Source organism: Psychrobacter sp. Pi2-52, from assembly GCF_904846705.1.
In the GTDB taxonomy this organism is placed as follows: Bacteria; Pseudomonadota; Gammaproteobacteria; order Pseudomonadales; family Moraxellaceae; genus Psychrobacter.
This window is the reverse complement of the sequence record NZ_CAJHBS010000007.1, coordinates 78,396-92,038: the sequence shown is the minus strand read 5'-3', so window position 1 is coordinate 92,038 and position 13,643 is coordinate 78,396. Positions and strand designations below refer to the sequence as shown.

Here is a 13,643-nt window from a genome sequence, read left to right as displayed (position 1 = left end):
GCTTAGTTTGATTGATCAGTCTCAGTGACTACAGTAAGTCGTTCAAACTAGTCAGTACTTGCCTTTAACAGTTGCTGAGTGTAAGTATGTTGTGGGTGATTAAAGAGATCTTCGGTACGTCCAGATTCCACACACCCCCCTTGTTTTAACACCATGATATGCTGGCACAGTGCACGTACTACCTTGAGATCATGACTGATAAAGACATAGCTGACTTGTAGTCTTTCTTGAATTTCACGTAATAAACTAACTACTGTTACCTGTGTGGTACTATCTAGCGCAGAGGTCGGCTCATCCAATATAAGTAAGCTTGGTTTCATAATGAGGGCACGCGCCAGTGCCACGCGTTGACGCTGACCACCTGACAGCTCATGCGGATAACGCTGCGCAAATGCTAAAGGCAAATGTACTGTAGCAAGACTATCTAACACCGCTTGCTGACGGGCGACTTTATCCACGCCTTGTACCAGCAGCCCCTCTTCCACGATTTGCATGACCGTCATACGCGGATTAATACTGGCAAATGGATCTTGAAATACCATCTGTATCTGCGAGCGGAAGTTACGTAGCGCTTTTTTGGACAATGCTGAGATATCTTGATCATTGACCACTATCTGCCCATTCACACGTGCTTGATTGCTCAGTAGTTGGCTAAGCGCCAGTGCAATGGTGGTTTTGCCAGAGCCAGACTCACCGACGATACCCAATGCCTGACCTTTTTGCAGTGTCATATCGACATCTTTGACCGCATCGAACCAGCGCTTGGTACCACCAAACAGACCTTTTTCAATTGGGAACTGTACATTAAGGCGCTTCACTTCTAATACGCTTGATTGTTTATCTGCGTTATCATCTTCTATGACTAATGCCTGCCCAAAGTCTTGCTTGATAAGTGTGCAAGTATAATCAGCTTTAGGCTGATCAAATACCACAGACGTTTTACCCTGCTCAATCGTTTGACCTTGGCGCATAACGATGACCTCATCACTATAGCGCCTGACCAGATTGAGATCATGACTGATTAATATCATCGCCATATTGTGCTTGCTTTTGAGATCATCTAGTAGCGCTAAAATCTCATGTTGCAAGGTAACATCGAGCGCAGTCGTTGGCTCATCAGCAATTAAAATATCAGGCTGCTGAGCCAATGCCATCGCAATCATTACTCGCTGACGCTGACCGCCTGATAACTCATGTGGGTAACGGTTCAACTTGTCAGCAGGATCTGTAATATTGACATCATTTAGCAAAGCAATGCTGGTTTCTTGCCATTGCTTCTTAGGCACGCCAACTAGACGCAACGATTCAGCAATTTGTTTAGCGACTGTATGCAACGGATTTAGTGCGGTCATTGGTTCTTGAAATACCATACCGATACGCTGTCCACGAATAGCACGTAATGCGGCATTACGCGCCTTATCATTCGCTATGGACAAGGTCGACATGCCTGTTGTACTTGCAAGCCGCACCTCACCAGTAACGGTGAGGCTATCTGGTAACAGCCCTAGTAGCGCAAGACTGGCGATCGATTTGCCAGAGCCTGACTCACCAACGATGGCCAAGGTTTGCCCTTGTCTTAACTCATAAGACAGCGCACCGACCAACTGGATGCCTGTAGTCGTCGTGATAGTTAATCTATCTACAGTTAGCATAAGTTTATCTTGTGCACTATTAGGGCTTTGACTTGGTGCGCTGTTTTGCTTAGTGGCGACAATATTTTTAGTCATATTAAGAACGCCTCGGATCAAATGCATCACGCAGCGCTTCGCCGACGAAGATGAGCAATGACAAAATAAAGGTCAAACTAAAGAATCCTGACAAGGCAAGCCAAGGTGCATCAAGGTTGTTCTTCCCTTGTACCATTAGCTCACCAAGAGACGGCGAGCCAGGTGGCAATCCATATCCCAAGAAATCCAGCGCAGTCAAAGCGATAATATTGGCCGTTAGAATAAATGGCAACTGCGACAAACTAGAAGCTAATGCATTGGGTAAGATATGTCTAAGCATGATTTGGCTGTCCGAAACACCTAAATTGCGTGCAGCTCGCACATAGTCAAAGTTGCGGGCTCGTAAGAACTCTGCCCGTACCAAACCGACCAAACCCATCCAACCGAACAGTAGCATCATGGCGAACAGCATAATAATGCTGGGACTAAACAGACTGACCAAAATAATAATCATAAACAGCTGAGGCATACCGCCCCATACTTCCATAAATCGCTGCCCTGCCAGATCTACCCAGCCGCCATAATAACCTTGTACCGCACCGACGATAATCCCAATCAGTGCACCCGCAAGCGTCAAGGCCAGACCAAACAGTAACGACACTCGCATACCATAAAGTATCCGTGCCAGCACATCACGTCCCATATCATCAGTACCAAGCCAGTTCTGAGCATTGGGTGCTGCTGGATAAGGCAGACCAAGCTCGACGTTGGGCGTCTGGTCGGCAAACGGAATAGGCGGCATTATATAAAACCCTTGCTCATCAATCAGCGACTGCACTGCAGGGTCTTTATAATTGGTTTCGGTCTCAAATACACCGCCAAACGTTGTTTCAGGATAGGCCTTTAATACCGGAAAGTAATAATCGCCTTGATATTGAACCAGTAAAGGTTTGTCATTGGCAATGACGTTAGCTGCCATACAAATAACAAATATCACTGCGAAAACAAACAGCGATATCACCCCAAGTCTATTTTGACGAAAGCGATTGAGTCGTGCTTGCCAGATAGGGTTCAAGCGTTGCTTTTTTGTGGTAGATAGCTGCTCAGGCATTGGCGCTTTATCTGGTTCGCTATTAATAGTACTGCGATTTGGTGAAGGTTGATTATTTGACATTAGCGCCCCTCAAAGTCAATACGAGGATCGATTAAGTGATAGCTCAAATCACTGATTAACTGCAGTAGCAGCCCCACTAAGGTAAAGATAAATAGTGTGCCAAATGTCACTGGATAATCGCGTTGTTGAATGGCTTCAAAACCTAGTAAACCGAGGCCATCAAGTTTAAAGATAATTTCAATCAAAAAGTTACCGGCAAAGAAGATACCAACGATAGCGGCCGGAATACCTGCGATAATAATCAACATCGCATTGCGAAAAACATGTCCGTATAGTACTTGACGCTCACCTAAGCCTTTAGCACGAGCAGTGAGTACATACTGTTTGCCCAGCTCCTCTAAAAAGCTGAATTTGGTCAGATAGGTCAAACCTGCAAAACCGCCTACAGTACTTGCCAGCAGCGGTAACGCCAAATGCCAAAAATAATCTTTTACTTTACCAAGCGCGCTTAGCTGATCAAAATTTTCGGACGTCAGTCCCTGTAATGGAAAAATATTCCAATAGCTGCCACCTGCAAAGAAAACCAGTAAAATCACTGCGAAGACAAACACAGGTATTGCATGTCCGATCGCTAGCAGCATAGCAGTGGCTTTATCAATGCCTGAGCCATGATGCATCGCTTTATAGACGCCTAGCGGAATAGCGATCATATAGATGAGCAACGTACTCCACAGCCCAAGCGATATCGAGACTGGCAGCTTCTCTATGATAAGATCGGTCACCGACTGCCCTTTAAAAAACGACTCACCAAAATCTAGCTGAGCGTAGTTCTTTAGCATGAGCCAAAATCGCTCTGGAGCGGATTTATCAAAGCCATATTGAGCATTGATCGCAGCGACCATCTCCTCAGAGAGACCACGCGTGCCTTGATAAGTACTGTCGTTGCCACCTGCACTGCCCGCACCAATATTACCGCCAAGCGCATTATCTTTTGCGCCCTGCTCAATAAGTGCCAGCTGCTGCTCAACAGGCCCACCCGGTGCCGCCTGTACGATCACAAAATTGGCAAGCAATATCAAAAATAGTGTCGGCAATATCAGTAGTAGTCTTTTTAAGATATAACGACCCATAATGGCGACTTCCTAAATAAAGAGAGATAGCAATGACGTTCAGCAGCGAATTGTGGTGTATTAAATAGGTGCTTAAAAGCAAACTATTTGTTAAAAACTTACTTTAAAAGTTATTTTTTAGCTCACGTAACGCTGCAAATACCGTTAACGACTTCTCATCATCGATAGGCATTTTGGATTTAACTCCTGCGATTACACTCGGCTCTTGTGTACGTAAAAACACATTTACCGTGCGCTCATGCTCTAGTGTCACTGGTAGCGTTGCCATGCCTTGTTCAGTTTGAGCCTCTGCTCGTGCTAATGCTTGTTGCATTGCTTCGTTGTCAGGTTCAATAGACAGACCAAAACGTAGGTTACTGGCCGTATATTCATGTGCAGGATACAGTAGTGCCTCATGAGGCAAGCCGTTCAAACGCTTAAAGCTCTCATGTAGTTGCTCAATCGTACCCGTAAAAACACGCCCGCAACCTGCACTAAACAACGTATCACCGCAGAAGCAGTGCTTTTGCCCATCGATATCTAAGATATAGGCCATATGGCTAGCAGTATGTCCTGACACATCCCAGACTTGCGCAGAGCAGCCCCATGCGCTCACCGTGCTACCGTCTTTGATAGTTTGATCTTCATCAACTCCATGCTCACTATGCGCAACCAGATGAGTCATCGGATACGACTCCTGCAACTCTGCAACGCCGCCGATATGATCATGATGATGGTGAGTCGTCCAAATCGATGTTAGCTCAAGCTCATGCGTCTCTAGATAATCAATGACCGGCTGGGCTTGACCCGGATCAATGACAATCGCCTGCTTATTATTTTCATTGATCAATGTCCAGACATAGTTATCGCTAAATGCCTTGATTGGGTGAATACGGATACTCATGTTAAATCCTTACCGGTAGTTATTTTTGTTACGTGTTATTTTGAATTATCTAGGGCGTGTCCTCAATTCAAACGAGTGTCCTCTAAATGGGCTAAAAACAGCTAAATTTTGCCAAACATCGTCAAATAGTTGGTCAATATCTCGATATTATCTGCACTATTTTCCTTGTTTGACGGCAATTTATCTCATTTTTATCACCATTTCTAAAATGAGGACACGCCCTAATCTAACTGTTATTTGATAGCAATATCATATAGGCTTAGCTGTCCGTTGTTATCGGGTCAAACTTTATAATAAAAACTGTCTATTGCTTTAAATACTTATTGATACGCCCTTCTGCCTCTTTATCCACCCACCAGTAATCGATACCAACAGCATTAGTGGGTAGTTTTTCGGTATGGCGATACTGATCCCAATAGGCGACATTGGTGCCAGACTTGCCGTATAGCGGTACGACATAATGACCTGCGCGCAACAACCGATCTAGCACCTGCGTATACAGTACAATCTCGTCACGATTTTTGGCATTACCAAGGGCAGCAACGACCTTATCGACAGCAGCATTTTTGATACCAGCACTATTATGATTGCCAGGCTCGTCAGCAGCAGCGCTACCCCAAAATGCCGCTTGCTCAGCACCAGGAGATAGGCTTTGAGCAAATACGTCCACGACCATGTCATAATCAAAACGGCGCATACGCTCATAATATTGCGGCCCATCGACTTGACGCAAAGTAGCATCAAATCCCAAGCGTTTTAGATTGCGAATATAAGGTAACAATACACGGCCCATGGTCTCGCCTGTCATCAAAATCTCAATCTGAGCAAGCGATCCATCAGGTTGATATAGTTTCATATCCTCATAATAAAACCCAGCCTCTAATAACAGCTTACGCGCCTCTAATAACCCTTGACGATTAAAACCATTACCATCGCTGGTGGGTAGCTGCCATTCTGCTAATGTTGCTTTGCGTTGAATCGGTTCGAGCTCAGACAATAACGGCGTCAATACCTGCATTTCTACATCAGATGGCGTACCCGTTGCAGCGAGCTCTGAGCCATGAAAAAAGCTTTGCAAACGCTCATATTGCCCGTGAAATAGGGTTTTATTCATCCATTCAAAATCATAAGCAGCTGTCAGTGCTTGGCGAACTTTGATATCTTGAAAGATTGGGCGACGCAAATTCATCACCAACGCTTGCATCGGTACTGGATTTTGACTGGTTATCGTCTCTTTTTGGATAAGCCCTGCTTTTACGGCAGGGAAATTATACCCAGTTACCCAGTTCGATGCTTTATTTTCGGGGCGAAAGCGGTATTGACCAGATTTAAAACCCTCAAAGGCAATCTCATCACTTTGATAATAAACAAACTTGATCATATCAAAGTTGTAGCGGCCACGATTGACCATCAAATCACGACCCCAATAATTGGGATCACGTATATAACTTACCGAACGCCCAGCATCGACGCGTCCCAACTTATAAGGACCACTACCCATCAATGGTGACAGACTGATTTTCTCAAAATCGGCATCAATGGAAGACTTGGCAAATATAGGGAACTGGCCAACAGTCAGTAAAATCTCTTTGTTTTCAGCAGAGGCAAAGACAAACTTTACTTGTTGATCATTAATGATTTGAATGTCTTTGATATCACTTAGGTAACTGCGAATATACATGGGGCCTTTGTTCAATATCGCCTCAAAAGTCGCTTTTACATCGCGACTGGTCACACCCGACCCATCCCAAAAACGAGCATTAGGATTGAGATGATAGATAATCCAGCTGGTATCATCTGGATCATATGTCACTTTACTTGCCAGCTGTGGATACATGGTAAATGCTTCATTTAATGAGCCAGTCATCAAAGTATCATACAGATAGTCTGTGCCAATCATCGCGACGCCTGTGGTCATCCATTTATTGGCGCTATTAAACGTACCGCGAGCATCTAGAGACAGCGTACCTCCTGATGGCGCTTTTGGATTGGCATAAGGTAAGTAAGGTGCATCGATGTACTTAGTAGGACTATTGTGACCAAGCGCGGTCGTCGTGATAGGTGCAGCGATACTGCTCGGTATCAAACTGACGGTGATGGTTAGCAATACAGCTTTTAACAGGGCGTTTTTTATTATCATGACGTTATAACAAACCTCTATGCTAACCAATATAAATATCAAAACGTAAAGCCTGACAGCAAAACAGCGTTATAGCAAAATTTTATCATAACAAACTTAGGTTTTTTAACCTAATGGTTTGCCGTGGATATCGCTTAATGCTATCACCATGAAGCGATATCCACGGCAAACCATTATTACTACGCGCTAGCATGACCAAACTGTCTGTTTATAAATATAAAAAAGGCGCAACCATGACTAGTTACGCCCTTCTTGATGTGCAGTTTATATATAAAAACTTTATACGTTAGCGGTTACTCTTTTGCTTATGCATGCTTTTTTTCGAACGCAATCATAAAGTCAACCAGCTGCTGTACCCACTCAATTGGTACGGCATTGTAGATGCTGGCTCGCATACCGCCTACGTCACGATGACCTTTTAGATTTAACAAGCCAGCTTTTTCTGACTCTTCTAAGAATACTTTATCAAGGCTGCTGTCTGCTAAAGTAAATGGCACGTTCATGATAGAACGATACTTAGAATCTACTGGATTATTATAAAAACTGCTGTCATCGATTGTCTTATAAAGTAAGTCAGCTTTTTGCTGATTGATTTTACCGATAGCAGCTACACCTCCCTGCTCTTCCAACCAATCAAACACCAGCCCTGCTAAGTACCAAGAATACGTCGCTGGCGTGTTAGACATAGACTCTTTGTCAGCTTGATGCTCATAGTTCAACAGCATAGGACACCATTCACTTGCTTGCCCCATCAAATCGTCACGGATAATGACAATGACTAGACCTGCAGGACCGATGTTTTTCTGGGCGCCCGCGTAGATCATGCCAAATTTAGACACATCTATCGGCTGCGACAAGATACAAGATGACATATCAGCAATGATTGGCGCATCTACTTGTGGCGGCTCAAATATCTGTAGGCCATGAATTGTTTCATTGGCACAGTAATGAAAATAAACGGCGTCTTTACTGATATTCCAATCGCTTTGCGCTGGTACGTCAGTAAAGTTATTCTCTTTGCCAGTCGCAACTAAATTAATCTCGCCCAAACCCAATGCTTCATAGCGCTTAGCTTCTTTGATTGCTTTACCTGACCACGCTCCTGTCGTCAAATAGTCACCGCGTCCGCCATTTAACAGATTCAATGGAATCGCAGAAAACTGCAAACTTGCGCCACCTTGCAAAAACAGCACTTTATAGTTATCTGGTATTTCCATAAGCGTGCGTAGCTTAGCTTCCGCCTTGTCAGTAATGGCCATATACTCTTTACTACGATGGCTGACTTCCATGACCGACAGGCCGCGACCTTGCCAATCAAGCAGTTCGCTCTGCGCGCGCTCTAATACGGCTGTTGGCATGGTAGCAGGGCCAGCACAAAAATTTGGCAGGCGATGCGGTGTGGCAGTTGCTGTAGACGTTGGGGTTGTAGGCATAATCACAGTCCTAGGTATGATGAAATAAAAGGATGTTTTTTATTTCAGTTTGTTGATAAAGGCATTGGTATTGATGTTAATTTTCATACAACTCAATGAGATATCTGCTCCCACAGCTGACGTTTAGCATCACTGTCTGCGAGCATTTCTTCTAATGTCGGCACAGTGGTCAGATTGGGATGTTGTAGGCCATCAGGTATCGCTGTTAGTGCAGCAACTTGTATTTCTTCGCTTCTGCCAATTCGAAAAATATATCCTGCAAGACTGGCATTGGCAAGCTCAGCAGTATCCATACCGTCGCAAATCGGGAATGATGTTGTCTCGCAAGTGATTGATAGCGCTTGAGTGATGTTTTGCCATAGTTTTTGACTATCACTATTCAGAGCTTTGATATCAACCAATATCACCCAGTCACCATAGCGGCCACCTTGCAGGTCAAATGGTGCTACTTTTTTTAAGCTATCATCATTTATGCTGTCATCACTAGTACTCTGTGGAAAACTACTTTGCGGAAAATTACTCTGCACAGATTGAGGTTGCTCAATAGGTGCATTCGTAGAGGTTACAGCAGTTTGGTTCGATGCAGTACTTGGGATGTCATGATAGTTAGACCCAGCACTTGAACTAACAGTACCTGAACTGACCGTAGTTGAATCAACGGAATCAAAACTATAAGTAACAGGGCTTTGCTCGCTAGCCGTCCGTTCATTGGTAGCTTGCAAATCAGGATCATACTCATCGGTAACATAGCCGTTAGCATTGTAATTATTGATATCATAACCATCAGTCGGTTGATCAACTGTGTCTACAATTCTAGCGCTCACTACTTCGTTGTTGTTAGACTCAATATCAGTGGAAACAATATTTGACTGCTCAACCGAAGCTGTCGCAATGTCAGCCATATTGATGGTTTCTGATTCAGGCTGCACCCACTGATTGATACCCATCATCGCTAGAATTTGGCGTTGCTGCACACGGCGCTGTAATAAAGTTAGCGGGTCTTGGGTATCACTCATTCGACTCTACTATCCTACTCATTTTGTTTATATCATTTATAGATGTTTTTATGGTTTTGGCAGATCTCACTGAGCATGCATCACACTATTAATCAAATACTAGATACATACCCATCAAAACAGCTGTCGAATACCGAGCCAACGCTCTGATATTGCCAACAAACAATCGTATTCATCTTGGCTGATTATCGTATCGTGTAACATCACCGTATGAAACGTACTTAGCCATTGGCGATACTCATTATGAGTAGGCTGGCTCATTTCACTTTCATTATAATCTATTTGACTACCATCCTGTTGCTTCTCTCGATAATTATCAGCATTCGGATCACCTACCAAGCGCTTGATAAAGTGATTGGCAGAGACAGGAACCGCAGAAATAATCGCCAATAACTGAATGCTATTCAAGTGCTGTGCGGTCAATAATAGCCACTGTAAATTAACATCGCTCACTGTCATAAGATCAATATCAATCAAGCGCGCATGCCGTCTCAAATCTACAATATAATGTGCCACACTGTCGTTACCCTCGCTCAATAACGATCGGTCATGCATTGAGATCATCTGGCCTTTGGCATCTTTTGATAGTCGATAAGCCAATAAGACAACAACTGGTACTTCTGATTTATTAAGACCTGTAAACACCTGACCTGAAGGATCTAGTTGCGCCCTTACGTCTTCCATACCAGTCTTTAGTATTTGCGGCCATAGAGACTGCGCGTCTGTATCTTGTAAAACTTTAGACAATATCGGTAGCAACTGCTGCAAATGTAACGCTTGCCATAATGATAATATTGGCGATTTTTGATGTGCTAAAGCTAACGAATTATTCAGAGTAATCGCAACCGCATGAGCGTTATCACTAGATATATTTTGATCTGACGAATCATAAGCTAAGCTTTTGGTTAAGTCAGCTGTCAGCTGTTGGTTAAATAACTTAAATATGCCCTGCTGATAACGCAACAACATCGTACGGCATTTTTCTTGTTTTTTATAGTACTGATGACTGTCGTGACTATGATCGTCTTTACTTTTGAGCTTTAGATTTTCGATACATAGTTCAGATAAATTGTTTTGATGCAATTGGTTTAAGGCGAGCTCAATCAAAGCGCTGTCTAAACGTCTGTCCAAACTGGCTACTACTGTCATCAGCTTAGTATCTATCCTATGCGGTAATATTTGCTCATGGGAAGTCGAGTCAGTCGCAACAGAGAAGCCATCATTCCAAATATCATTCAAACTATAAGTGGCAATCGTTGATAATGATTGATGCTGATGACAAAGCAAGACAGCTTCGACTAATGCTAGCGCACCTAAAGGATGATGACTATGGTTGAGTATGTACTGAGGTAGTGATACCTTTTTAATATCATTAAACCCAATTAATGTGTTTTCTGGTAGGTCAGCGTCAGGTTTGGACTGCCACGGTTTTAATAGCTGATGAACGCCAACGTCTTCGGCCTGTACTTGAAGCCGCCCATCGACCACCACATCAGCTTCTACGGCAAACTCTAAACCGTCATCAATCTCTAATTCGCCATTATCTTTATTACGATTTTCGCTTATAGATTCAGCAAGAACTTTTGCGTCACTTATCTGTTTATTGTCTCTTATATTAATCGTTGCAGCTGTTTGAGTCTCAAATACTGACGAATGCTGCACGTTTCTTTCTGGTAAATATTCACTTAGGCTATTTTCTTTTGTTGCCCCCCAATCACCTAAGCGTCGTTGCCTATATATTTCTTTGACCTTTTGCTGATTTATTCGCTTTTCTTTGGCAACTTGTACCGCAAACTCATGATAAGCATCCGCATTAATAGCGCTCATACGCTCAGTCAAGCTTGGATGTGTGGCAAACCATGACACATCACCCAAGTCTGCCCCACTACTAGCAAAGAAAAAATGACTGAGTCCATTGATATCGGCGATGCCAGACAAACGCGAGCCGAGCGAGTCTTGATGAATAGCTTTTAAGGTTTCGATAATCGCAGGCATACGTGTTAACTGAACGCTGGTGGCATCAGCAAGTAGCTCGCGCTCACGATTAAAACTGTGCTTAATCAACTGCGCGCTTGCCATACTAGAGAAGCTCAAACCATGCAGTAGCAATGTCCAGACACTACGCGGGGCTTGACGATCTATTATAGGTGGCGTTTGCACCCATTTAGACTGACGCTTGGCTGAGGACTGCTGTTGTTGTGATTGCTGCTGCCAATAAGCGACCCATTCACTATGCGTGGTGAAATTAGCGGTTTGCGCTTCTGTATTGCGTGCAAGCGTATCAACCTGTCTCTGTGATAGAAACTTTTGGGAAATACTATCGCTATCAAAATAACGGTAATTAGATATTGGGTCACTCCAGTCGTATAGTATCTGCAAGCCTGCCAATACCACCATCAGCTGTAAATTGAACGTAGCATCACCGTGCAATATATGACCATATTCATGACCAATGAGTCCGTATAGCGCCTCATCAGACAGTTTATCTAACGCACCTTGAGTAACGACGAGTACCATATCTGAGCTATGGCGACCAGCGACGAAACCGTTGATACCCTGCTCGTCAGGTAGCACGTACAAAATAGGGGTTTGCAAACCTGCCGCAATGGCCAGTTGTTGAGCGATTTCATAGTAGCGACGATAAACGGGCGGAAAATCGCGCTCGTCACGTACTGCTATATGACGTGAACTATAGCGAACCTTTTCTTCAGCTTCGTGTTGATGAGCGACTCCTTGACTGTGCTCCCATGCTTCTTGGCTGTTATCAATGAATAGCCTAACCGCCCCTACTCGCTGAGCAATAGCGCGGCCACCTGCTCGCAGGCGTCGATACTCTAAAAAACTACCACCAACGAAACTGCCTAACGTCAAGACAATGACCAGAACCAATACCCAGTAGTATATACCGCCTGTAAATACTGTCAGCAGTATAGACATGACAGCCAGTCCCACTGCCATATGAGCAAGTACAATCAGGAAAAACATTCCATAAAGTAATAGACTGCGCCGCTTACGTATCCGCTGTTCACCGAAAAAATCCATCAGATTAGGCTGCCTAGAGTTCGCCAAAATTGTCTAAACCTTAGCCCATATTGACAATCGGTGCCTGAGCAATCGCTTCTCTGTCTTCGAATACCAACTGACTGAGTGGACGAAAGCCAAACGTCGTACTAACGAGGTTATTAGGAAAGACTTCGCGATCATTATTATAAAACATTACGCTGTCATTATAATGCTGACGGGCAAATCCAATGCGATTTTCCGTATTGGTTAGTTCGTCCATGAGCTCTTTGATCATACTATCGGCTTTGAGCTCTGGGTAGGCTTCGACGACAGCGGAAAATTGACTCAACGCCTTAGACAACATACCTTCTGCTTTTGCAAACAGTGCCATATGCTCTAGCGAGTCTGGCTGATGCTTATTAGAGTCTTGTAGGTCTTGGGCATGATTACGTGCGCTAATGACGCGAGTGAGTGTTTCTTCTTCATGACTCAAATAACGCTTGGCAGTTTCGACCAAGTTTGGAATCAGATCATGACGACGCTTCAGTTGCACATCTATTTGAGCAAAGCCGTTCTTTGCTTGGTTACGTGCGCGTACCAATTTATTAAAAATGGATACTCCAAACACAACTACTAACACCACAAATGCAATGAATAACCAAACAAACATCTTCATAATCGAACCCCAAGGTGTCTAGAATGTTAATAAAAAGTTAATACATTGTATTTTAACTCATATTAATCAATAAAACCTTAGAACTAGATAAGAACTACAAAGGAAATCGAACAGGAAATTAAATTGAAAACTACATAAGCAATTAGCTAACCATCAGACAAAAATTTGACCCAAAAAAAGCCCTTTACAATGAAGGGCTTAATACATTACAAATATGTCTTTGATACTTTATAAATATAATTATCAAATTTTAGGCAAAAAAAAGCGACTCCATCAGCACATCCTCGGCACACACTATAACTATTACCGTTGCTACCTTCCGGTCCTGGCGGGATTCATAGAACAATGTTGCGAGGCTACCAATGGAGCCACCAGTCGCAAATTATACAAGAAATTTTTAATTTTACAACCCCTATCTTAAAACTGTTTGCTTTAGGCGCTAAATAGCACTGTCATTTAGTTCATTAGCTCAGGTCCGCAATGTATGAGCACAAATTATATCAGTAACTTAGGTCACAAAATTCTCACAGCAACTTATATGAATTTTGCTATTTTAGTGAATGAAGTTGCACCCATGTCGA

Annotated in this window: 9 protein-coding genes and 1 other RNA gene; all 10 read right to left on the bottom strand. The window is 43.4% G+C overall.

Features of this window, described 5'->3' with window-relative positions:
• Window positions 1-47: 47 nt before the first annotated feature.
• Window positions 48-1,727 (bottom strand): dipeptide ABC transporter ATP-binding protein, encoded by a 1,680-nt coding sequence (locus JMY00_RS05970; RefSeq protein ID WP_201579472.1) that lies wholly within the window; start codon window positions 1,725-1,727, stop codon window positions 48-50.
• 1 nt (window position 1,728) lies between these two features.
• The gene (locus tag JMY00_RS05965; protein WP_197707688.1) at window positions 1,729-2,742 is read right to left on the bottom strand and encodes an ABC transporter permease; all 1,014 of its coding nucleotides are present in this window, start codon (window positions 2,740-2,742) and stop codon (window positions 1,729-1,731) included.
• Between the two features lie 98 nt (window positions 2,743-2,840).
• Window positions 2,841-3,911 (bottom strand): microcin C ABC transporter permease YejB, encoded by a 1,071-nt coding sequence (yejB, locus tag JMY00_RS05960; protein ID WP_201579471.1) that lies wholly within the window; start codon window positions 3,909-3,911, stop codon window positions 2,841-2,843.
• A gap of 103 nt (window positions 3,912-4,014) precedes the next feature.
• The gene (gene gloB, locus JMY00_RS05955) at window positions 4,015-4,794 is read right to left on the bottom strand and encodes a hydroxyacylglutathione hydrolase (RefSeq protein WP_201579470.1); all 780 of its coding nucleotides are present in this window, start codon (window positions 4,792-4,794) and stop codon (window positions 4,015-4,017) included.
• Window positions 4,795-5,098: 304 nt separating this feature from the next.
• Entirely contained in the window at window positions 5,099-6,931 is a 1,833-nt protein-coding gene (locus JMY00_RS05950; RefSeq protein WP_201579491.1) for an extracellular solute-binding protein, read from the bottom strand.
• Window positions 6,932-7,239: 308 nt separating this feature from the next.
• Window positions 7,240-8,367: a 3-phosphoserine/phosphohydroxythreonine transaminase gene (gene serC / locus JMY00_RS05945; protein ID WP_165596967.1), complete on the bottom strand. Its 1,128-nt coding sequence runs from the start codon at window positions 8,365-8,367 to the stop codon at window positions 7,240-7,242.
• A 92-nt stretch (window positions 8,368-8,459) separates the two neighbouring features.
• Window positions 8,460-9,383 (bottom strand): DNA polymerase III subunit psi, encoded by a 924-nt coding sequence (locus tag JMY00_RS05940; protein ID WP_201579469.1) that lies wholly within the window; start codon window positions 9,381-9,383, stop codon window positions 8,460-8,462.
• 114 nt (window positions 9,384-9,497) lie between these two features.
• Complete coding sequence (locus JMY00_RS05935; protein WP_240990668.1) at window positions 9,498-12,452, bottom strand: M48 family metalloprotease; 2,955 nt, start codon at window positions 12,450-12,452, stop codon at window positions 9,498-9,500.
• 13 nt (window positions 12,453-12,465) lie between these two features.
• Window positions 12,466-13,062, bottom strand: a complete 597-nt coding sequence (locus JMY00_RS05930; protein ID WP_201579468.1) for a LemA family protein — start codon at window positions 13,060-13,062, stop codon at window positions 12,466-12,468.
• Window positions 13,063-13,330: 268 nt separating this feature from the next.
• An RNA gene (gene ffs / locus JMY00_RS05925) (signal recognition particle sRNA small type) lies at window positions 13,331-13,427 on the bottom strand.
• Window positions 13,428-13,643: the final 216 nt, after the last annotated feature.

Excerpts from the sequence above, each read along its gene's own strand:
- yejB (WP_201579471.1), bottom strand. The coding sequence starts at position 3,911 with ATGGGTCGTTATATCTTAAAAAGACTACTACTGATATTGCCGACACTA.
- gloB (WP_201579470.1), bottom strand. The coding sequence starts at position 4,794 with ATGAGTATCCGTATTCACCCAATCAAGGCATTTAGCGATAACTATGTC.
- JMY00_RS05970 (WP_201579472.1), bottom strand. The coding sequence starts at position 1,727 with ATGACTAAAAATATTGTCGCCACTAAGCAAAACAGCGCACCAAGTCAA.
- serC (WP_165596967.1), bottom strand. The coding sequence starts at position 8,367 with ATGCCTACAACCCCAACGTCTACAGCAACTGCCACACCGCATCGCCTG.
- JMY00_RS05930 (WP_201579468.1), bottom strand. The coding sequence starts at position 13,062 with ATGAAGATGTTTGTTTGGTTATTCATTGCATTTGTGGTGTTAGTAGTT.
- JMY00_RS05940 (WP_201579469.1), bottom strand. The coding sequence starts at position 9,383 with ATGAGTGATACCCAAGACCCGCTAACTTTATTACAGCGCCGTGTGCAG.